The 20,160-nt window shown below is 75.6% G+C and carries 14 protein-coding genes; 4 read left to right on the top strand and 10 right to left on the bottom strand.

Annotated features, from left to right (window positions below):
- The 4 genes from ACFTXQ_RS01535 to ACFTXQ_RS01520 form a co-directional block, all read right to left on the bottom strand.
- Window positions 1-3,855, bottom strand: coding sequence for a DUF5682 family protein (locus ACFTXQ_RS01535; protein ID WP_382634706.1), 3,855 nt, complete (start codon window positions 3,853-3,855; stop codon window positions 1-3).
- The gene (locus ACFTXQ_RS01530; RefSeq protein WP_382634704.1) at window positions 3,852-5,015 is read right to left on the bottom strand and encodes an AAA family ATPase; all 1,164 of its coding nucleotides are present in this window, start codon (window positions 5,013-5,015) and stop codon (window positions 3,852-3,854) included. Before ACFTXQ_RS01530 ends, ACFTXQ_RS01535 begins: the two co-directional genes overlap by 4 nt.
- Window positions 5,016-5,113: 98 nt before the next feature.
- Window positions 5,114-10,102: a DNA-binding protein gene (locus tag ACFTXQ_RS01525; RefSeq protein WP_382634702.1), complete on the bottom strand. Its 4,989-nt coding sequence runs from the start codon at window positions 10,100-10,102 to the stop codon at window positions 5,114-5,116.
- On the bottom strand, window positions 10,099-10,965 hold the full coding sequence (locus ACFTXQ_RS01520) for a DUF4132 domain-containing protein (RefSeq protein ID WP_382634699.1): 867 nt from the start codon (window positions 10,963-10,965) through the stop codon (window positions 10,099-10,101). Before ACFTXQ_RS01520 ends, ACFTXQ_RS01525 begins: the two co-directional genes overlap by 4 nt.
- A 202-nt stretch (window positions 10,966-11,167) precedes the next feature.
- Between ACFTXQ_RS01520 and ACFTXQ_RS01515 the strand changes: the two genes are divergently transcribed.
- A complete protein-coding gene (locus ACFTXQ_RS01515) occupies window positions 11,168-11,893 on the top strand; it encodes an HNH endonuclease family protein (protein ID WP_382634697.1) in 726 nt (241 codons plus the stop codon).
- Window positions 11,890-12,171, top strand: coding sequence for a hypothetical protein (locus ACFTXQ_RS01510; RefSeq protein ID WP_382634694.1), 282 nt, complete (start codon window positions 11,890-11,892; stop codon window positions 12,169-12,171). The genes ACFTXQ_RS01515 and ACFTXQ_RS01510 overlap by 4 nt, the downstream gene beginning before the upstream one ends.
- A 7-nt stretch (window positions 12,172-12,178) precedes the next feature.
- Here ACFTXQ_RS01510 and ACFTXQ_RS01505 read toward each other — a convergent pair whose 3' ends face one another.
- The 3 genes from ACFTXQ_RS01505 to ACFTXQ_RS01495 form a co-directional block, all read right to left on the bottom strand.
- Window positions 12,179-13,294: a hypothetical protein gene (locus tag ACFTXQ_RS01505; protein WP_382634692.1), complete on the bottom strand. Its 1,116-nt coding sequence runs from the start codon at window positions 13,292-13,294 to the stop codon at window positions 12,179-12,181.
- Window positions 13,291-13,935: an ankyrin repeat domain-containing protein gene (locus tag ACFTXQ_RS01500; RefSeq protein ID WP_382634690.1), complete on the bottom strand. Its 645-nt coding sequence runs from the start codon at window positions 13,933-13,935 to the stop codon at window positions 13,291-13,293. The genes ACFTXQ_RS01505 and ACFTXQ_RS01500 overlap by 4 nt, the downstream gene beginning before the upstream one ends.
- A 166-nt stretch (window positions 13,936-14,101) precedes the next feature.
- Window positions 14,102-14,635, bottom strand: a complete 534-nt coding sequence (locus ACFTXQ_RS01495) for a GNAT family N-acetyltransferase (RefSeq protein WP_382634688.1) — start codon at window positions 14,633-14,635, stop codon at window positions 14,102-14,104.
- A gap of 151 nt (window positions 14,636-14,786) precedes the next feature.
- Here ACFTXQ_RS01495 and ACFTXQ_RS01490 point away from each other — a divergent pair, with 151 nt between their 5' ends.
- On the top strand, window positions 14,787-16,046 hold the full coding sequence (locus ACFTXQ_RS01490; protein ID WP_382634685.1) for a sulfite oxidase: 1,260 nt from the start codon (window positions 14,787-14,789) through the stop codon (window positions 16,044-16,046).
- Window positions 16,047-16,054: 8 nt separating this feature from the next.
- On the opposite strand, the gene ACFTXQ_RS01485 is transcribed toward ACFTXQ_RS01490, so the two are convergent.
- On the bottom strand, window positions 16,055-17,257 hold the full coding sequence (locus ACFTXQ_RS01485; RefSeq protein ID WP_382634682.1) for an alpha/beta hydrolase family protein: 1,203 nt from the start codon (window positions 17,255-17,257) through the stop codon (window positions 16,055-16,057).
- A gap of 82 nt (window positions 17,258-17,339) precedes the next feature.
- Complete coding sequence (locus tag ACFTXQ_RS01480; RefSeq protein WP_382634679.1) at window positions 17,340-18,326, bottom strand: isopenicillin N synthase family dioxygenase; 987 nt, start codon at window positions 18,324-18,326, stop codon at window positions 17,340-17,342.
- Between the two features lie 195 nt (window positions 18,327-18,521).
- Between ACFTXQ_RS01480 and ACFTXQ_RS01475 the strand changes: the two genes are divergently transcribed.
- Window positions 18,522-19,268: a VOC family protein gene (locus ACFTXQ_RS01475; protein WP_382634678.1), complete on the top strand. Its 747-nt coding sequence runs from the start codon at window positions 18,522-18,524 to the stop codon at window positions 19,266-19,268.
- A 12-nt stretch (window positions 19,269-19,280) separates the two neighbouring features.
- On the opposite strand, the gene ACFTXQ_RS01470 is transcribed toward ACFTXQ_RS01475, so the two are convergent.
- On the bottom strand, window positions 19,281-20,126 hold the full coding sequence (locus ACFTXQ_RS01470; protein ID WP_382635100.1) for a class II glutamine amidotransferase: 846 nt from the start codon (window positions 20,124-20,126) through the stop codon (window positions 19,281-19,283).
- Window positions 20,127-20,160 lie beyond the last annotated feature (34 nt).

Raw genomic sequence — 20,160 nt, 5'->3', positions numbered from 1 at the left:
TCAACGGGGCTCTCCACGGAGACGGTCGCCCACCCAGCGGGCGAGGGCGAGGGGGCTGAGGGCGGCCACCGGCATGCCGGCCGCGACGAGTTGCCGTGCGACGGCGACGGAGTAGCGGGGGGTGCCCGAGTCGTCGAGCGCGGCGCAGCCCAGCAGGTGGGCACCGGAGGCGGCGAGCGCGCGGACCTCGCCGAGGAGCCCGCCGACCGGGGCGCCCTCCTCGAAGTCGCTGACCACGACGACGAGGGTGCGGCTCGGGACGGTGATGAGGGAGCGGGCGTGGGCGAGGCCGGCGGCGATGTGCGTACCGCCGCCGGCACGGACCTCCAGGAGGAGGGAGAGCGGGTCCTCGACCCGGTCGGTGAGGTCCACGACTTGGGTGGAGAAGGCGAGGAAGTGCGTGGACAGGGTCGGTACGCCGCCCAGCACGGCCGCGGTCAGCGCAGACCAGATGACGGAGGCCTCCATGGAGCCCGACACGTCGACGACGAGGATCAGCCGCCAGTCGGCCTCGCGGCTCGCCCGGGTGCTGAAGACGGGGCGTTCCGGGACGACGACCACGCTGCCGTCGGGCCGCCGCCGGGTGTGCTCGAGGTTGGCGCGCAGGGTGCGGGCCAGGTCGAGGCGGCCGCCGGGGCGGCGGGTGGGGCGCGGGGTGGCGAGGCCCGAGAGGGCGGGGCGCAGCCGGGTGGCGAGCTCCTTGGCGAGTTCGTCGACGAGCCGTGCGACCAGGGGGCGCAGCCGGGCGAGGTGGGCCTCCGGCAGACCGCCGGCGAGGGACAGCACGGAGCTCAGCAGCTCCACGGAGGGGCGCACCGCCGCCGGGTCGAGCTGGGCCAGTACGTCGGTGCGGCCCGCTTCGGCCGCCCCGGCCAGCACCTCTTCCCGCAGGTCGGCGCCGAAGAGCGCTTCCAGTTCCTCGGACCACTCCCGGGCGGTGGGGAACGAGGCCTCCTGCCCGCCGCCGCGGCCGCCGTCGAGGTCGGAGGCGCCCTCGCCGCGGCCGTTCCCGTACAGCTCGTCGAGGGCGTGGGCGTAGCGGCGGGCGCCGGCGGGCAGCCGGTCGCGTTCGCGGCCGAGCAGGAGCCGCCAGCGGTCGGCGGGGGCGAGCCGTGGCGCGTCGGCCTCGCGGGCCGCGGCGCGCGGGGTTTCGGGGGCCTCCGGCGGCGGGGCCGGTGCCGGTGTGCCCGGCAGCGGGAGGTCCTTGAGCGCGGCGAGGCCGGCGGCGTCGGCGGCGGCCCAGAGGGCGAGCAGCGCGGGCGGTGCGTCGAGCGCGAGGTCGATGCGGTCGCCGAGCCGTTCGGTGACGGTGTCGAGGAGCCGGTCGCGGGCGGCGGGGGAAAGGGCGTCGAAGCCGCCGCGCAGGGCGGGGAGGCGGTGGAGGAACTCCTCGTCGGTGAGGTGCTCGACGCGGTCGAGGAGCGGGGTGAGGGCGGCCGGGGAGGACTGGAGGAGCGGTCCGGCGGCGGTGAGGAGCCCGCCGAGCCGGCGGGCCAGGGCGCGCCTGCTGTCGGGGGCGGTGGCGCTGTCGAGCCATCCCGCGGCGCGGTCGCCCAGTCGGGCGGCGGGGTCGAGGTCGAGGAGGACCCGGACGGCCAGGGCCGCACCCTGCATCAACGGGGAGCCGGAGGAGGCCAGTTCGGCGAGGGCGTCGTCGGTGCGCAGCCCCAGGTGGCGGGCGGCGGCCCGGTCGGCGAGGGCCACGAGGGCGCCGGCGTCGGCGGGGTCGTCGCTGCCGGCGAGGCCGGGCAGGGCGCGTACGGCCGCTTCGAGGAGGTCGCCGGTGAGCGTGGCTGCGGTGGCCTGCGCGGGGGCCGTGGCACCGGGGAGGTGTCCGCGGCGCAGGGCCTCCAACAGGTCTAGGGCGTCTAGCAGTTCGGGCAGGGTCGCGGTCTGCGGGAGGGTGGTGGCCGCCTCGTGGAGGCGTACGTCGACCAGCTCGGGCAGATCGCACCGCGCGGCCGCGGCCAGCCCGGCGAGGACCTGCGCCGGGGTGGGTCCGCCGTCGGCGGCGGCGCGGCGGGCGGTCTCGCGGAGGGTTCCGGCGGCCGCCTGGGCGGCGGTGACGCCGCGGACCCCGGCGAGGTCCAGCCGGGCGGGGACGGAAGGCGTCCAGGACAGCCGCCACTTGGTGCCGAGGGCGGTGCCGTCGCCGGTGCCGGACACGGTGAGGGGGTCCCCGTAGGAGGCGCCGCAGACCAGCAGCCGCTGGAGCAGCACCTCGCGGCGGGCGTCGAGGGCGGAGCGCAGCGGGTCGAGGCGGACCTCGCGGGATGCGGGGTCGCCGGGGCCGGGCAGGCGCAGGTCCGCGAGCTCGGCCTCGACGGAGGGGCCGAGGCCCGAGCGGGGGGCGTGCGGGGTGATCCGGCCGCGGGCGGTGCCGACGAGGACGGCCTCCAGGGCCCGGGCCAGGGCCCTTCCCCGGCCGAGGGGTTCGCCCTGGCCGAGGACGGTGGTGACGGCCTCGAGGAGTTCGCCGCGGCCGGGCGCGGGGAGCCCGCGCAGGACGGCGAGGTCGCAGGCGAGCCTCAGCGTCTCGGCGGCCTCGCCGGTACCGGCGGTGTGACCGGCGCGGCGCAGCTCCCGGCAGACCCCGGTGACGGCGACGGAGGCCGCCTCCCGCAGCCGCGCGGGGTCACCCCCGGCCCGCAGAACGGCCTGCTGCCACAGCGGATCCCGGATCCCGGCGGGGTACCCGGAGCGGGCGTCGAGCAGGTCGAAGGAGTACGGCACGAACGAGGTGACGACCCCGCCCTCGCCGACGGCCGGCACCGTGCCGGGCCCACCGTGCCTCCCCGGGGAGCCACCACCGGCAGCGTCCGCCGCACCCGCTTCGGCGCCACGGCCGGAGTCGGCACCCGGCACCGGGCCCAGACCCGTGCCTTCGCCTGCGGCGAGTACCGGGCCCGACTCACCGCCGCCCCTGGGGCGTGTACTGCCGACAGCGGGTGCCTTCGGCGACTGGCCGTCACCGCCCGCGGCGGCCGCCGCACCCGGCTCGGTGTCACCGCGGTCCGCGGGGTGGGCGACGCGTGGGGCGGGCACCTTCGATGTGTTGCCCGCTCCGGCCGGGTCGGCCCCCGTTGCAGCGGCAGCGGCAGTCGGCCCGCCGAGTGCGGGAACCGCGTGGTGGCCGGCCGGGGCCGGAGGCGACGGGGCGAGTGCCGGGGCGTGGAAGGCGCCGATGACCGCCGCCACGCGGTGGCCCCCGGCGGCGGCGGTCGCGATCACCTCGCGCATGTGGGCCTCGCGGGCCAGGTCCCGCGCCGGCACGGCGGGGGCGTCCGCGCGCAGCGCCCAGCCGACGGCGAGCGCCGCACGGCGTACCGCCTCCGGGGAGCAGCCCGGTGCGAGCACCTCGACGGCCCGGTCCCACAGGTCGTCGCCCTCCCGGCCCGTCCCGGCGGCGGTGAGGGCCTCCGCGAAGGAACCTCCCCGCGGTTCCGTGGACGGTGCCGAGCCCGGGGCCGGCGTGGCGGGACCGTCGGTCCAGCCGGAGGCGGTCAGGGGGAGGTCGCAGCAGACGACGGTCGCGCCCGTGCGGTGGGCCCAGCGGATGGCGGCCAGTTCCGGGGAGAAGTCCGCGAACGGGTAGAAGGCGAGGCCGCCGTCGGAGCCGGTGCCGGCCAGGGCGACCGGGGCCTCGGTCTCCGGGTCGGCCAGGTGCTCCATCCACGACTGGAAGTCGGCCGGCAGTTCCACGCAGACCACCTCCGCGGCCGTGGCGTCCAGCAGTGCGGGCACCACCGCGGCCAGCGCCGGGCTGTGGTGTCGCACGCCCAGGAGGTACGGGGTCCGGGACGCGGCCAGCGCGTCCACCACCGCGCGCGGGTCGGAGGCGGGCGCAGCCGTCATCGCAGGCTCCCGCGCAGGTCCCACAGGCGGCGCCACATCGCCGAGCCGTCCTCGGCGCGGCGGCGGACCGGGCCGTCCCAGTAGCCGAGGAGGCGGCCGTGGTCGGCGGGGTCGTCCTTGCGGACCACGCCCAGCAGGTGGCCCGGCAGCAGGTCCAGTACGTCCCCGCCGGGCAGGTACGCGGCGGAGACCCCCAGCGAGGCCGCCACCTGTACGGCCTCGGCGGTGGACATGACCGTGCCCGGCCGTTCCACGTCCCAGCCCTCGGCGGAGCGCCCGGAGCGCAGGTCCCGGAAGACGGTGACGAGCGCGTCGAGCACGGCGTCGTCGACCCCGAAGGACGCTCCCGCCAGCTCCACGGCCGCCACGGCCTGGCGGCGGATGAGGGTGGCTTCCGCGTCCGCGTCGGCGATGGGGGCGACCGTCTCGAAGTTGAAGCGCCGCTTCAACGCGGCGGACATCTCGGAGACGCCCCGGTCGCGCAGGTTGGCGGTGGCGATGACGGTGAATCCGGGGGCCGCGGAGACCACCGCGTCCTCGGTGGCGGTCAGTTCGGGAACGCTGATGCGCCGGTCGGACAGGATGGACACCAGCGCGTCCTGGACCTCGGGCAGGCAGCGGGTGATCTCCTCGACGCGCACCACCCGCCCGGTGCGCATGGCGGAGAGCACCGGTGAGTCGACGAGTGCTCCCGCGCTCGGCCCCTGCGCGAGCAGCAGCGCGTAGTTCCAGCCGTAGCGGAAGGCGTCCTCCGTCGTGCCGGCGGTGCCCTGCACGGTCAGCGCGCTGGTGCCGCAGACGGCGGCGGCCAGCAGTTCGGAGAGCATCGACTTGGCGGTGCCGGGCTCACCGGTGAGCAACAGGCCGCGCTCTCCGGCGAGGGTGACCACGCACCGCTCCACGAGGGCGCGTTCGCCCACGAACTTGCGCGCGATGGCCAGTTTGGCCGGCAGTCCGGCGCGGCGGCGCCCCGGCAGGGCGAGTTCGGTGCCGTCGCTGCCGCACACGAAGGTGACGACGGCACGCGGGGTGAGTGCCCAGCCGGGCGGGCGGGGGCCGGGGTCCTGGGCGGCGAGGAAGGCGAGTTCGGCGGCGTACCGCTCCTCGGCGGGCAGTACCTGCCGGGCGGCGGGGGCGGCGGCTTGTTCGGTGCGGGACATGTGGGCCCTCGGTGTCTTCTGTGTCGTGGGCGTAGGCTAACGCGTTGGGTAGGGGGGGCGGGGGGGGGGGGGCCCCGGCTCGGGCCGCCCGCCCACGGTCAGCTGCGGCGGGCGCGGCCGCGGGTGCGCTTCACCTTGAGCTCTTCGAAGCGCGGCGCGTCGCCCTCGCGGACCCGCTGCCAGGCCCGCCGGTAGAGCTCGGCGGCCGGCTCACCGGGCACCAGTACGGCGAGGCGGCCGTACATGGGGAGCTTCCACTGCTCCACCGGCAGGGCCGGCGAGGCCATGTCGGCCCACCCGCCGGGCAGGAACAGCGAGCGGCCGGCCCGGCTCCGGTCGGCCGTCACCACGAGGTCGGTGGCGGCCAGTTCGGCGCGGGCCGCCTTGAGGCGGGCGGGCTTCCAGCCGGTCCAGCGTGCGGTGTTGCGGTCGGTGGGGTCGGGCATGGCGAGCAGCGCGAGGTAGAGGGCGGCCGCGTCGGCGCCGAGGCCGTGGGCGGTGCGGACCTCCTCCACCAGCTCGGGTACCGAGCGGCTCGGGTCCTGCGGCCACCAGGTGCCGTCCGCCTCCGCGGCGCCCGCCGCCGGGGCGCCCGGGTCGGCGAGCAGGGCCGCGAAGCGCGGGTCGTGGGCGGCCCGCAGTGCCTCCTCCACGGCCAGGGGGCCCTGGTCTGCGTCGCGCAGCAGCGGCAGGTACGGGTCGGAGCCGGTGGAGTCGAGCAGGGTCGGGCGCAGGGCGGGCCGGGGCCGGTCGTCGTGGGTGGGCAGGACGACCGCGCCGTAGCGCTCGTAGCCCTCGCCGGTCTCGGTGGGGGTGCCCGCGGCCTTCCGGAAGTCGGGCAGGTTGATGAAGTTGAGCGCGCTGAGCAGCAGTTCGGGGGCTGCGAGCCGTTGCCGTACGGCGGTGAGCGCGGGCGGCAGGGCCGCGCGTACGGGGTCGCCCGCGGGCAGCCGGTGGGCCAGCCAGGCCGCCGTGGCGAGGATCCCGCACAGGGCGGACGCGGTGAAGGGCTCCTCGGCGGGTTCGGCGGGTTCCACGTGGTCCCCGTTCACCTTCCAGGCCACGTCGGTGGACAGGGTGCGCGAGGCCGCCGGGTCGAGCAGGGCGGCCAGGGAGCGGTGGGCGGGCCAGTGGCCGCGGACGGCGCGCGCCGCCTCGGTGGCCAGCCAGTCGGGCACGGGCGTACGGCGGCCCACCCGCTGGTTCCACACCTCCGCGGCGGCCGCCGCGTCGGGGCCTTCGCTCCACAGCCGTGCCGGGTCGGCGGGCAGCAGGGCGGCGACCACGGCCCTGCGCACGTCCTCGTCGAGGTTGCGGAGCTCGTCGCGGGCCGTGGCCGCATCGGCGGTCTTGAGCCCCAGGGCGGTGCGCAGCTGCGTGGGCAGGAAGTTGCGCTGCCAGGAGTCGATGTGCGGGAGTCCCGCGACGACGAGCCGGGCGAGGGCGCCGGAGACTCCGGTGAGGCGGGCGAACTCCTCGGCCGCCTCGGGCCGGAAGGGCGCCGGGCCGTCGTGCTCGGCGGCCGCACGGAGGAAGGCGGACAGCCAGCCGGCGGTGCGGTCGCGGTCGCCGAGCGGGGCTTCGCCGCGCACGGTGTAGGGACCGGGGACGGCGAAGCGTCCGGCGGGGTCGTGGAGGAGGGCACCGAACTCGTGCCCGTCGGGGACGGTTTCGCTGTGTTCGGTCAGGGCGAAGACCGCCCCGCCGCCGAGCGGGAACACGCACCGGTGCGGCAGGATCCGCTGCCGGCCGTCGGGGGTGGTCAGGTGGCTCCGGTCGAGGTGGAGCAGGACCCGGCGCCAGTGCCCGGCGGACCCCTCGGCCGAGTCCAGGCCGAGTTCGTCCACCGCGCCGAGCAGCGCGAACAGGGCCGTCCGCTCCTCGTCCGAGGGAACCGGGCCGGCGGCGCGGTAGGCGACGGCGGCGGCCCGGTCGATGAACGGTGTCCAGGGCAGGGTGGAGGAGTGCGGGGCCGGGACGTCGAAGTGGAGCCGGCCGGGCACCGCGGCGGCGCCGGTGTCGGCGCGGGCGGCGGCGAGGTCGCGCAGCATCCGGTGGGCGGCGTCGGTGTCGCTGCCCCAGCGGTAGTAGCCGTTGTCGATGATGCCGGCCAGTGCCTCGCCGAGCAGCCGGTCGGTGGGCCCCTGTTCGGTGGCTTCGGCGGGGCCGGTGTCCGGCCGGAGCCGGGCGGCGACGGCGTCCAGGGCCTTCTGCTGGGTGAGGGTGAAGCCGAGGACCTCGATGACGCCCCCGATCAGCTTGGGGTCGGTGACCCGCGGCAGGGCCGCGCTCACCACTGCGGGCAGGTCGGCGGCCTTCTCGGTGGCGGCCGCGGCCTTGAGCAGGGTGGCGACGGTCTCCCGGTCGGCGGCGCGCAGCGCGGCCGAGCCCTCGGGGTCGCGGGGGCGCAGGGCGTACCAGTGGGAGACCGGCGGCAGGTCCACGCTGCCGGTGGCCGCGTGCTCGTGGTGGCTGCGGCTGGACCGGGCGGTGACCACGCCGTCGGGGTCGTTGATGCTCAGCTCGCGCCACTGCGTGGTCAGGGCGCGCGGCCGGTCGTCGCCGGGGAAGACGAGCGCGGCGACGGGCATCTCGCGGCCTTCCGGGACCGTGACGGTGCGGCCGGCGTGGTCGGAACCGTGCCAGCCGTGTCCGGGGAGGCGTACGGCGCGCCAGCCGAGCACACCGTCGGCGGGGGTTCCGAGGACCGAGCCGGGCACCGTGGGCGCCGGCCGCAGCCAGGCGCTGTGTGCGGGGAGGGTGGCGGTCTCCGGGTGGCCGTGCAGGGCGTCGGCGAGGAAGGCGGGCTGGGAGAGGCGGCCGTAGGAGGAGCTCGCGGGGTCGTACTCGCGCCAGCCGCGCTCGGTGTCCGCGTCCCGCTGCTGCCACACCCAGTACGAGGTGCCGTCGGACAGCATGGCCCGCTCGGCCGGCAGTGCGGTGTCGCCGCGGTGCAGGACGCCGGCGCCGGTGGCGCGGCCGCCGCCCGGCAGCGGCAGGGTGGCGTGCTCGGAGCGCAGCGACCAGTGGGTGGCGTCGGAGTTCAGGGTGAGCACGGTGCCGGGCGAGGTGTGCCAGTAGCCCTGGGTTTCGCGGGTGTTCCAGTCGTGCCAGAAGACCAGCAGTTCGCCGTCGACGTAGTGGAATCCGAGGCGGTGCCCGGAGCCGGTGGGCACGCGCAGGTCGTGGGTGAGGACGGTGGAGTCGGCGTCGATGACGCGGACCTGTGCCTGGTTGGCGACGATCAGGTACGGCCAGGCCTCGACCACGGTCAGGCCCCGGTGGTGCTGGTGGCGCTGGTGGCCCGGGCCGCCGAGTTCGGCGACGGCGCTCTCCCAGGCGGGCCAGGCCAGTTCCTCGAAGAGGCCGCCGCGCAGGTTGCGGGCGAGGGTTTCGGCGAGGTCGAGGGCGGCCGCGTCGGCGACCTCCTCGGGAGCGAGGGTGAGTGCTTCGGCGGGCAGCCAGGTCAGTCGCTGGATGGCGGCGGGGATCCCGGGCAGGCCGGCGGCCCGGGAGGCGCGGGCGACGCCGCGCATCCACTCGGCCAGCAGCGGCCTTCCGCCGGACGAGGCGGCGACGGCCTGGATGATGTCGGTGCCGCTGGTGGCGTCCCCGAGGGCGTTCAGCGCGCGGTGGAAGGCCGGGTGGAACCGTTCGTCGGCGGCGAGGGCGAGCAGGTCGCGGCGCTGGTCGGCGCGGGCCCAGTCGCGCAGGTTCAGCTGGTCGTGGCGGTGGCGCCGGTCCGCCGGATCGGGGTCGGCGACGGGGAGGTCCAGGGTCAGCAGCAGGTCGAGCAGGTCGGCGTCCTCGACGCCCACGCGCAGGCCCGTTTCGCGGCCGGGAAGGGCGAGTTCGGTGCGCAGTCGGGGCGCGCAGCGGGTGACGAGGTCGAGCAGGCCCGGGAGGGTGGGGCGCAGGCTCCAGCCGGCGTGGCGGGCGGCGTGGAAGCGTTCGAGCCAGCCGGCGGCGCCGTCCTCGCACCGCTGCTCGGCGGGCAGGTCGTCGCGGACCAGTCCGGCGGTGGCGCCGGACTCCTCCAGGAGCTCCAGCCACAGGGCGGTGAGCTCGGCGCTGTCGCCGCCGCCGGGCGGGGTCAGGGTGAGGAGCGTGCCGCGTACGGCGGGCACGCGACGGGCGAGCGCGACGAGGGCGGTGCGGTGGGCCTTCCACCAGCCGGTCGCGGCACGCAGGGTGGCGGGAAGCGGCAGGAGTTCGGCGAGGTAGTCCTGCTCGGGTTCGGTGCCCGTCAGGCCCGCGGCGCGCGCGAGGCGGCGCAGTTCGGTGGCGGCCTGCGCGGAGGGCGGCAGTCCGCCGGCGGTGCGGCGCACGCACAGGCGGCGGAAGCGGGCGTAGGCCTCGGCGGGGGTGACGCGGAGGGCCAGCTGCTTGCCGTAGCCGGTGAGCACCTTCACCGGGAGGGCGCCGGCCAGGGCGAATTCGAGGAAGACGGAGTCGAGGCGGTCCTCGTCGACGGCCAGCCCGTGCTGGGCCTCGGCGGTGCGGGCGCGGCCGAACAGCTGGGCGGCGTAGGTGGTGTTCTCGACGGCGAGGAAGGTGCGGGCGGCCTGCTCGTGGAAGACGGGCAGGAAGTGCGGGACGGAGGCGGCGAGCCGGCCGGCGAGTTCGAGGCAGGCGTCGAGGGCGGCCTTGGGCTTGGTCTTGGCCTGGAGGGCGATCCGGTCGAGTTCGGGGACCACGGCGAGGGCGTGGTGGCCGTCCTCGGGGTGGTGCACGAGCACCCACTCCGGGAAGCCGAGGGACTGGCGGCGGCTCAGGCCGACGACCGGCGGCTCACCCGCGTCCCGTACGAGTCCCAGGAACCCGGCGGCGAGGTCCTCGGCCGCGCCGAGTTCGGCGGGGGCGAGCCGGACGATCACACGGTCGTCGCCGAGGGCGGGGTGGCGGTACGAGCGGGCGGTCAGGTCGACCGCCTCCGGCCCGGCGCCGATGGTGTCGTGCGGGAGTACCGCGCCCGCCTTGAGCAGCAGTTCGGCCGCACCGGAGGCCTCGCCGGTGCCGGTGCCGGTGCCGGTGCCGTTCGCGTCGGCCATCGCCGCCCCGTTCATGTCCATCTGGTCCGTGCTCATGCGTCCTTGCCCTCCTCGATCTTGCGCCCGGCGTACAGCGCCGCGGCCATCCGCATTCCCTCGGACCAGGCCACCGGCCCGACCTCGGCCAGGCGCACCGTCCGGCCTTCCTCGTCGTGCCAGTTCAGGGCGCCGGTGGTCGTCTCGTCCTCGTAGTAGGGCTCGCCGATCCACACCGCCGCCTCCGTCCCCCGTCCGGCGTCGCGGACCTTGCAGGTGGCGTAGCCGCCGGAGACCCGGTAGCCCAGGCCGGTCGCCCGGGCCGCGAGGCTGAAACGGGTGGGGAAGACCCCGCCCGCGTAGTCCCGTACGTCGGTGGCGGTGGCGGCGAGCCCCTCCGGCTTGTGCCAGGTGGCGCGGTGGATCTGCTCGACGCGCTGGGCGATGCCCAGTTCGGCCGCGAAGTCCCGTACGTCGTCGAGGTCGGGCAGCAGCACCGGGTGGGGCAGCGTCACCGTGCGCGGGGAGAGCCGTACGGTCTCGCCGTCGAGGTTGACCACCTTCAGCTCACCGGCCGCGGTGGCATCGCGCAGGAAGCCCACCTCGTCCGGGTCCTCGCCGACCACGGCCAGGTCGCGCAGGGCGTCCTGCCAAGCCTCGTCGGGCCAGAGCCGGGCGAGCAGCGCGGTCGGCACCGGCAGCGAGGAGACCATCCAGGTGTCCACCTGCGCCACGCAGGACACGGCGTGCCGGTCGAGCCATTCGGCGAGCCGGCGCAGCCGGTCCACCTCCGGATGGTCCTTCAGTTGCCTGGGCAGGGTCTTCAACTGCCGTCCCGCCGCCCGGCCGGTGGTGGACCGCGCCGCCACCCGCCCCTCGATCAGGGCGATCTCGTACCCCTCGCCCGCCGTCAGCCATGCCATCCGCCCGCACCCTTCCCCGACTGTCCCGACCGTTTGCGCGCAGCCCTGACAGCGGGGTCAAAGCCCCCCTGAGCTGCGGTATGCCGGGAGACTAGCGAGAGGCACTGACAATGCCGGGCGGAGGGTGGATGTCCGGTTGAATGTCCGGTTCTGGGTAGGGTTCAGGGGACATTGACGGCGCGGAATCAATTGGGGTGGGGTCATGGCCCGTCAGATACGTGTGCCCGGTGCGGTTCTGGCGGCGGCGCTGCTGCTGGCGGTGGCCGGCTGTTCCGGTCCGAAGGAGCCCGGCGGGCGTGCGGACGGCGACGCGAGGCCGTCCGCCTCCCCGTCCGCCCAGCCCGGGGGCGACGCCAAGCCCGGCGGCGGGGACGTGTTGCCGGGAATGGTCGACACGGCGGTCGCCCGCAGCCAGCTGGCCGCGCTGAAGGTCGCGCCGGTCGGCACGATGGCTGGGTACAGCCGCGACAAGTTCACGCACTGGGCGCAGCAGGGCAACAAGTGCGACACCCGCGAGGTCGTCCTCAAGCGCGACGGCACGGACGTCGCGCAGGACTCCGAGTGCCGGGCCGTGTCCGGTACGTGGAAGAGCCTGTACGACGGGGTGACCGTGACCGACGCGGCGAAGATGGACATCGACCACATGGTGCCGCTGGCCGAGGGCTGGCGGTCCGGCGCGGCCGGCTGGGACGCCGCCAGGCGCAAGGCGTTCGCGAACGATCTGACCCACCCCCAGCTGCTGGCCGTGACCGCCGCCTCGAACCGCTCCAAGGGCGACCAGAGCCCCGACCTGTGGCAGCCGCCGGACCGCGCGAGCTGGTGCCAGTACGGACGGGCCTGGACCACCGTCAAATCCACCTACGGCCTGACCGTCACCGAACCGGAGAAGAAGATGCTCACCACCATGCTGGACACCTGCGCCTCATGACCGGGACGCAGCAGTGGCAGGACGAGGTCCTCGCCGGGCCGGGCGGCGCGATGACCGACGAGGTCGGCGTGATCACCGGCCCCCTCACCCTGCGCACCACGGCGGTGGCCGGGGAGCTGGTCCGGTTCGACGTCCAGTACAAGGACGCCGACGAGTGGTACACCCTCACCGGCAGTCCGCTCCCCCACCACGGCGCCCCGGCCGCCCTGCACACGGCCGCCCTGGCGGCGATCCGCGCCGGCGGCGGCGCCCAGGCGCCGGGCACCGCACCTTCCTGAGGCCGGCTCAGAGGACGGCGATCCCCAGCGGCCGGACGCCCGCCGGGAGGCGACGGGTGGCGCCCGTGTCGAGGTCGACGACCGTGATGCCGTTCCAGTAGCCGTCGCGGGTGTAGCCGCCGGTGACGTAGGCGGTCCGGCCGTCCCGGGAGACGGCCACGTCCTCGTGCGGGCCGGCCAGGGGGTACACCCGCTCGGTGCCGTCCGGGGAACGGACGGTCAGCGAGGGGCCCTTGCCCTTCCCGGGCTCCACGGGGCCCGTGCCGACCACCAGCAGCCGGCCGTCGCCGGTCACGGCGGCCCCGTGCTGGTGGGTGTCGGCGGTCATCGGTTCGATCGTGGTGCGCCCGGTCCGCGGGTCGAGCACCGCGAGCCGCTCGCCCTCGAAGGGGAGCAGCAGCATCCCGTCGGCCGGGCGGACGACCGCGTAGTGCGGCTTCAGCCAGGAGCCGAGCCCGCCCTCGGTGCCGTACGGGGCCACCTCGATCCGGCGCGGGACCGGCGATCCGGCCGGCACCACGGTGACGTCGAAGGAGTCGTGGCCGGTCACGTAGATCTCGGAGCCGTCACGCGAGACGTCCACGTCGAAGGGGCGGCGGCCCACCGGCACCACGGCGGTGACCTCGCGGGCCGCCGTGTCCACGACCTCCAGGACGCCCGTCGTGCCGGGCACGTTGACGCCGACGTACGCGTGCGCGCCGTCGGGCGACAGGGCGATGCCCATGCCGCCTCCGCGGTACTCGCCGTCGGTCACCGGGCCGGTGCCGGTGCGGTACGGGATGCGGGCCACCCGCGTACGGGTGCGGGTGTCGACCACGGCGAGGCCCTCGGCGGTGGCCACCCACGCGCGGCCGTCCGCGCCGACGGCCAGCCCGTACGGCGCCCGGCCCACGGGGACGGAGGCGACCGCGCCGCGCTCCGGGTCCACGAAGGTGACGGTGTCGGCCCCGAAGTCGGCGGTCAACAGCAGCCCTTGCGGGGTCGGTGCGGTGGCGGGCAGCGGGGAGGCGGCGGACGGGGCGGGGGCCGGTGCGGACTGCCCGTTCGGGGTGCAGGCGCCGAGCAGGAGGACGGCGGCGAGCCCGGCGAGGGCGGTGCGGCGGCCCCGTGCGCGGCGGTTCACCGGCCGGTCCCCCGCCCGGCATCGCCGTCGGCCGCGGTCTTGGCCTGCTCGGCCGCCCGCAGGAGGCGCGCCATGCCGTCGAAACCGCGGCGCGCGGCGTGCTCGTACGGGGTCACACCGTGGTGGTCGGCCAGTACCGGGTCGGCGCCCGCCGCGAGCAGCAGGGCGACGATCTCCTCGTGCCGGGGGCCGCCGTCGCCGAGGATGACCGCCTCCAGCAGGGCGGTCCAGCCGAGCCGGTTGACGTGGTCCACGTCGATGTCCGTCTCGTCCAGCACGGCGCGCACGTACGCGGTGTGCCCGCGCTCGGCGGCCGGGATGAGGGAGATCCCGCCGAAGCGGTTGCGCTGCTTCAGGTCGGGTCCGGCGGGCAGCAGCAGGCGCATCATCCGGACACTGCCGGTGACGCCGGTGACCAGCCAGGGGCTGTCCTCGCGCGAGTCCGGGGCGTTGGGGTCGGCTCCGGCGGCGAGCAGCAGCCCGGCCGCGTCCGGGTGGTCGCCGAGCGCGGCCAGCAGCAGCGGGGTGCGGAGCCGGTCGTCGCGGGCCTCGACCGCGGCGCCTGCGGCGAGCGCCTCGGCCACGGCGGCCGCGTCGCCGCGCCGGGCGGCGTCGAGGAGGAGTCGGTCGTGCGCGTTCATGGTGTCCCTCTCGGCTCCGGGGCGGGGAGGGCCCGTGTCCGCCCTCCCGCTCCCCCGGTCCATGGTCACCGGGCCGAGGCCGCTCCCCGGTCCGCCCGGCGGCCGGAGCCCGCTGGCGGTCCGGAGGACCCCCGGGTCAACCGATCGGCCGATGCGCCCGGCCGGATCAGGCCTCGTACTCCGTGAGGTCGATGCCGTGGATCTGCAGGAGGTGTCCGTACCGGGGGTCGGTGGTGTCGCGCTCCGGCGCCATGCCCAGCTTGCGGATCACGTTCTCGGAGGCCTCGTTGCCCGCCCGGTTGACGGCGACGACCCGGTCCAGGCCCCGGTCCTGGAGGGCGAACTCCAGGGTGGCCTGGGCGGCCTCGGAGGCGTAGCCCTGGCCCCAGTACTGGCGGCCCAGCCGCCAGCTGATCTCGACGTCCGTCGCCACCTCGGGCAGGTACTCGGGTACGGAGAGGCCGACGGCCCCGATCAGCTCCCCGGAACCCAGGAGCTCGACGGCGAACAGCCCGAAGCCCTCCTCGTCCCACTCCTCCTCCCAGCGCTCGATGTCCTCGGCGGTCCGCTCCAGGTCGAGGACGGAGCCGTCGCCGATCCAGCGCATCACCTCCGGGTCGGCGTTGATCTCCGACAGGGGGACGAGGTCGTCGTCGGTCCAGCGGCGGAGGAGGAGTCGGGGGGTACGGATCTCGGTCATGGGCCACATCCTGCCGAAGTTCGCCGGACCAGCGGTAATCGGCCGTTGCGGCTGTGTTGCAGGTTCGTGGCCATCACGGTGGGAAGGTTCTCGCGGCCTGCCCCGGGCCCCTACGGTCCGTCGGGAACCACGACCGAGGAGTGTCGCCCGCATGCCCATCGACCTGTCCGACGAGAGCCACTACGACCGCACGCGCCTGCGGCAGTGGGCCCGCGGCCGCGCCCGTTCCGCCGGGCTGGACCGCCGTGACCTGCTCAAGCTCTTCGCGGCGGGCGCGGCCGCCGGGTCGTTCGGCCTGTCCGTGGCCGGCCCGGCCGCGGCCGCCGCCGAGCCGCCCGGCATCGTCAAGCCGCTGCCGCCCGAGCTGTTCACCATCCGGGGCACCAACGCGGAGACGAACTTCGCCGCCCTGCGCGGCACCGGGCCGCTCACCCCCGTCGACCGGTTCTTCGTCCGGAACCACACCCGCACCCCGCGGATCGATGCCGGCGACTGGAACCTCCGGGTGTGGGGCGACGGGCTGGCGGGCGACCCGGTCACCTTCTCGTACGACCGGCTGCGCGCCCTGCCGGCGGTCGAGCGGACCCTCTTCATCGAGTGCGCGGGCAACGCCCGGAGCTTCTACTCCACGCAGCAGGGCCAGCAGGTCACCGGCACCGCGTGGACGCTGGGAGCCATCGGGGTCGCGCACTGGCGCGGGGCCCGGCTGTCGGACGTCCTGCGGCAGGCGGGTCTGGCGCCCGGCGCCGTCGACGTGCTGCCGCGCGGGCTGGACGACGAGGTGATCGCGAACGGGGTGAACCTCGGGCGGGTGCGGCGCCCGCTGCCGGTCGCCAAGGCGCTGGACGACGTACTGCTCGCCTACGAGATGAACGGCGAGCCCCTGCCGCCGGACCACGGCGGCCCGGTGCGCCTCGTCGTGCCGGAGTGGGTCGGGATCTCCTCGGTCAAGTGGGTCGGGGACATCGAGGTGAGCGCCGCACCGCTGTACTCGCCGTGGAACACCGACATGTACCGGCTGTTCGGGCCCGGCCACCCGGCGGAGGGCAGTGCTCCGCTGACCCGGCAGACGCTCAAGAGCGCCTTCGAGCTCGAGGCGGGGGCGTCCCTTCCCGTCCACCGGACGCGGCTGCTGACCGGTCGGTCCTGGTCGGGGGCGGCCCCCGTGCGACGGGTCGAGGTCAGTACCGACGGCGGGGCCCGCTGGCAGCGGGCACGGCTGCACGACGCGCCGCGCCGGGGCAGCTGGGTGCGCTGGTCGCTGCCGTGGACCCCGCGGGCCACGGGGGCGACGGCGCTGCTGGCGCGGGCGACCGACGCGACCGGGCGGACGCAGCCCGCGACGGCGGCCCACAACACGCAGGGCTATCTGTTCGACGCGGTGGTGCGCCACCCGGTGACGGTGGTCTGAGGCCCGGCTCAGGGGGTGTGGAAGCGGACCTCCGGCGCATCGGGGGACGGACCGTCGAGGACGGGCTGGGGCCTGCCCCGCAGGTGCCGGTCGAAGAAGGCCGCGACGTAGCGCCGGGTCAGCTCGACGGAGCGGGAGCCGGGCAGCGGGGCCCCGTTGTCGGGAAGGCCCAGCTGTTCGGCGATCGCCGGGAAGTCGGTGAAGGTGAAGTGGCCCGAGTCCGCGAAGGTGATCCAGCGCTTCCAGCCGTCGAGCTTCGGCCAGTCGAGGTCCCAGGACCGCACGCCGCCCGGGGCACTGCTCTGGGCGCCGAGCAGCATGAAGGGGCGTCCGCCGAGCCCGGTGTCGGGGACCGGTGTGTGGATGCCGCCGTCCATGTTGATCCCGGCGCGGATCCTGCCGTCGGCGGCCATCGCGGCGACCGCCGAGGCGCCTCCGATCGAATGTCCGGCCATCGCGATGCGGTCGCGGTCGATGAGGCCCGAGTGGCGCCAGGCGGGGTGGCGTCCGGTGAGGCGGTCGAGCAGGAAGGAGACGTCCAGGGCCCGGGTGTCGGTGACCTTCCGGTACCCCTCGGCACCGCCGGTCTGCTCGCAGGCCAGGCACCGCAGCACGCGGCCGCCGGGGAACTCGGTCCCGACGCTCTCGTAGGCGTGGTCGACGGAGGCGACGACGTAGCCGCGCGAGGCGAGGTCCTCGGCCAGCGAGCTGATGGTGGCCCGCGACACGCTGAAGCCCGGGGACAGAACGACGAGCGGATGGCGGCCTCCGAGGGGCCTGGCCCCGACCCGGGAGTGGGTCTTCATCCCGGTCAGGGTCTCCACCGGGATCACCTGGTCCAGACCGCGGTCGATCAGGAGCAGCCGGGCCTCCTCGGCGGTGAGGTAGCCGGCCGGCCCGTCGCCCGTGCCCCGCTGCGCGGGATAGCGCATGGTCACCATCAGTTCGCGCGGACCCGACTTCGACCAGGGGTCGGTGCGGCTGCGGTCGACGAGGTGGAGGGTGTCCTGTCCGACCGGGAAACGTCCCGTGGGGCGCGGGAGTTCCAGCGCGGCACTGCTGTTCTCGGAGGCCGAGCCGGGGGCGGAGACGGAAGCGGGAGCGGAAACGGAAGGAGAGTCCGCCGCCGCGGCGCTGCCCGCGGCGGCGAGCGGGAGCGGCAGGAGGACGGCGAGCAATGCGGCTGCGGTGGCTGTTCGGCGTCGGGTCATGAAACCGACGGTACGCAGCGCCGTCTGGCGGATCGTCATCTCTGCGCAGGATCCGGCCATCCGTCCCTGGTAGCGACCGGCGTCACTCCGAAGTCGTACTGCCCGCCGGGACACTGATGGAGCGGAGCTTGTCCCGCAGGTAGGCGTGGGAGTCCACCGGATCGTGCACCACGCGCCCCACCGGGGCGGGCAGGGACTCCACGCGGGTGTGCGCGTCGCACTCGTAGAAGTAGACCAGCGAGATCAGCTCCTCGGCGGGCGCGTCGGCGGGTGGCGGCAGCACCCGGTGGCGGCCCGCCCGCCACCGGTCCCCCGTCCAACGGGCCATCAGGTCGCCGATGTTCACGGTGAGGGCGGCCGGATCGTAGGGGGCGTCCTCCCAGCCGCCGGTGTCGGTGTGGATCTGGAGCCCGCCCGAGCCGGGCTGACGGTCGAGGACGGTGACGGTACCGAAGTCGGTGTGCGCGCCGATGCGGAACTGACCGGGCAGCGGCGGGCCGAGGACCTCCGTGCCCGGGTACCAGTTGATGTTGAATCCCCAGGTGGGGTGGGAGGTGTGCCGGGTGAAGTGGTCGCCGTCGAGGCCGAGGGCGGTGGCGAGCACTTCCAGCAGTTCGTCGGAGAGCGCCCGCATCAGGCCCAGGTACTCCGTCACCAGCCGGCGCAGCGAGGGCACTTCCGCCGGCCACGCGTTGGGGCGGAACCACTCGGCGTCCACGGCGGCGTCGCCCGTGGGGTCGTCCGCGGCCCAGGACCACGATTCCTTCATGTCGGGCGGGGAGGCGGTCCCCTCGGCGTAGCTGTTGGCCTCGGCCCCGGGGCCGAGCCAGCCGCGGCCGCCGACGGTGACCGCGTACGGCTCCTTGGCGGCGGCCGGCAGCCGGAAGAAGGCGCGCCCGGCCTCCCGGATCCGGGCGGGCAGCGCGGGATCCACGCCGTGCCCGGTGACCAGGAGGAATCCGGCCTCCCGCAGGGCTTCGTCGACGCGTGCCGCCGTACGGGCCCGGGCGTCGGGGTCGCCGGACCGCCACGGTCCGAGGTCGATCACGGGAACCTTGGATGCGGCCATGGGGGACCTGCCTTCCGGGCGTGCGCGGAGCGTCCGGTTCCGAGATTAGGGGGTGAGCCGCCGCACGGGGGCGCGCTTCGCTCGAAGACCGTCCCGAAAAGGACCAGAATGAGACGTCGGGTGCCGCGAGGAACGGAGCCAGTGGTGGAGATTTCTACGAGGGAGGTCTTCGGAGCTCCGTGCTGGGTGAGTCTGATGGCCCGCGACCTCGCGACGGCCCAGCGTTTCTACGGTGCGGTCGCGGGCTGGACCTTCCGCCCGGCCCGGCTCGGCGAGGCCTTCTCGGTCGCCGAGACGGACGGGGTTCCGGTGGCGGGCATCGGGGCGCTGGCGGGCGACCTGGGGGTCGCCGTGGCGTGGACCCCGTACTTCGCCGTGGACGACGCCGACGTGGCCGTGGACCGCATCCGGGAGCGCACCGGCACGATCGCCGTCGGGCCGGTCTCCTTCCCCAGCGGCGGCCGCGCGGCGCTGGTGGCCGACCCGGACGGGGCGGTCTTCGGGATCTGGGAGGGCGCCGTGTCCCGGGACTGGCGGGTGGGCCGGGGCCGGGCGCCCGCCTGGCTGGAGCTGCGCACGCGGAACGCCTTCGACGCCGCGATCTTCTACGGGGCGGTGCTGGAGTGGGCCACCGGCCGCACCGGGTGCTGCGAGGTCTCGTACGAGGAGGACCAGGTGGTCCTGCGGCAGGGCGGTGAGCCCGTGGCCCGGCTCAACAGCGGCCCGGTCGAGCTCGCCGCCTACTCCCCGCACACCCGGCCCCGCTGGCACGTCCACTTCCGCGTGCCCCGGCTGAAGCCCGCCATCGAGGCGGCCGTGTCGATGGGCGGGCGCACCGTCTCGGACATCACGTCGAACGCCACGGAACGCTGGGTGGCGCTGCGCGACCCGGACGGCGCGCTGTTCACCCTCACCACGGCCCTCGCGGCGGACGTGGGCTAGCGCCGCCTGGCTTCAGGGGAGTTCCGGGACGAACGGAAGGTAGTCCTCCCCCGAGGCGGCGGGGATCACCGTGTAGCTCGCCTCGGGCAGCTCGTTCCACAGGCCGGGCAGGTCGCCCAAGGGCTCGGAGACCACGAGCCGCGTCGCGTCGGACACGTCGGCGAGGAATCCCAGCTCCGGGTGGAGGTGGCGTACGGTCTCGGCCTTGCTGCTGTAGAACAGCGACCGGGACCTGCCCTGGGACGAGTACCGGAAGGCCCATACGCGCTCGCCGTCGCTCACCGCCACGGTCATCTGGAGCGGGTCGGCCACCCCGTGCTCCTTGCCCACCCGCTCCACCAGGCCGGCCATCCGGCCGACCGCGCCGGGCACGTCCTGGTCGAGGCCGTAGGTGACCGCGAGGTAGAACATCACCTCGGAGTCGGTGGAGCCTTCGATGGAGGCGAAGAGGGCCGGATCGACGGCCATGCACAGGTCCCGCTGGAGCCGGTTGAAGTCGGTGATCGCCCCGTTGTGCATCCACAGCCAGCGCCCGTGCCGGAAGGGGTGGCAGTTGGTCTGCTGGATCGCCGAGCCGGTGGAGGCCCGTACGTGCGCGAAGAACAGCGGCGAGCGCACGTGGCCGGCCAGCTCGCGCAGGTTGCGGTTGTTCCACGCCGGGGCGATGTCCTTGAAGACGGCGGGGGTCCCGTCGCCGCTGCCGTCCGCGCTGTACCAGCCGATGCCGAAGCCGTCGCCGTTGGTGGACTCCACGCCCATCCGTGCGTGGAGGCTCTGGTTGATGAGCGAGTGCTCCGGCCGGTAGAGCACGGCGTCGAGGAGCATGGGCGACCCGGAGTAGGCGAGCCAACGACACATGAGCACCATCCCCTTCTCCGCCTGGTCCGAGCCT

It is taken from the genome of Streptomyces sp. NPDC057010 (genome assembly GCF_042673805.1).
Classification (GTDB): domain Bacteria; phylum Actinomycetota; class Actinomycetes; order Streptomycetales; family Streptomycetaceae; genus Streptomyces.
The sequence above is the reverse complement of the archived record's forward strand: the minus strand, read 5'-3'. Positions and strand labels throughout refer to the sequence as shown.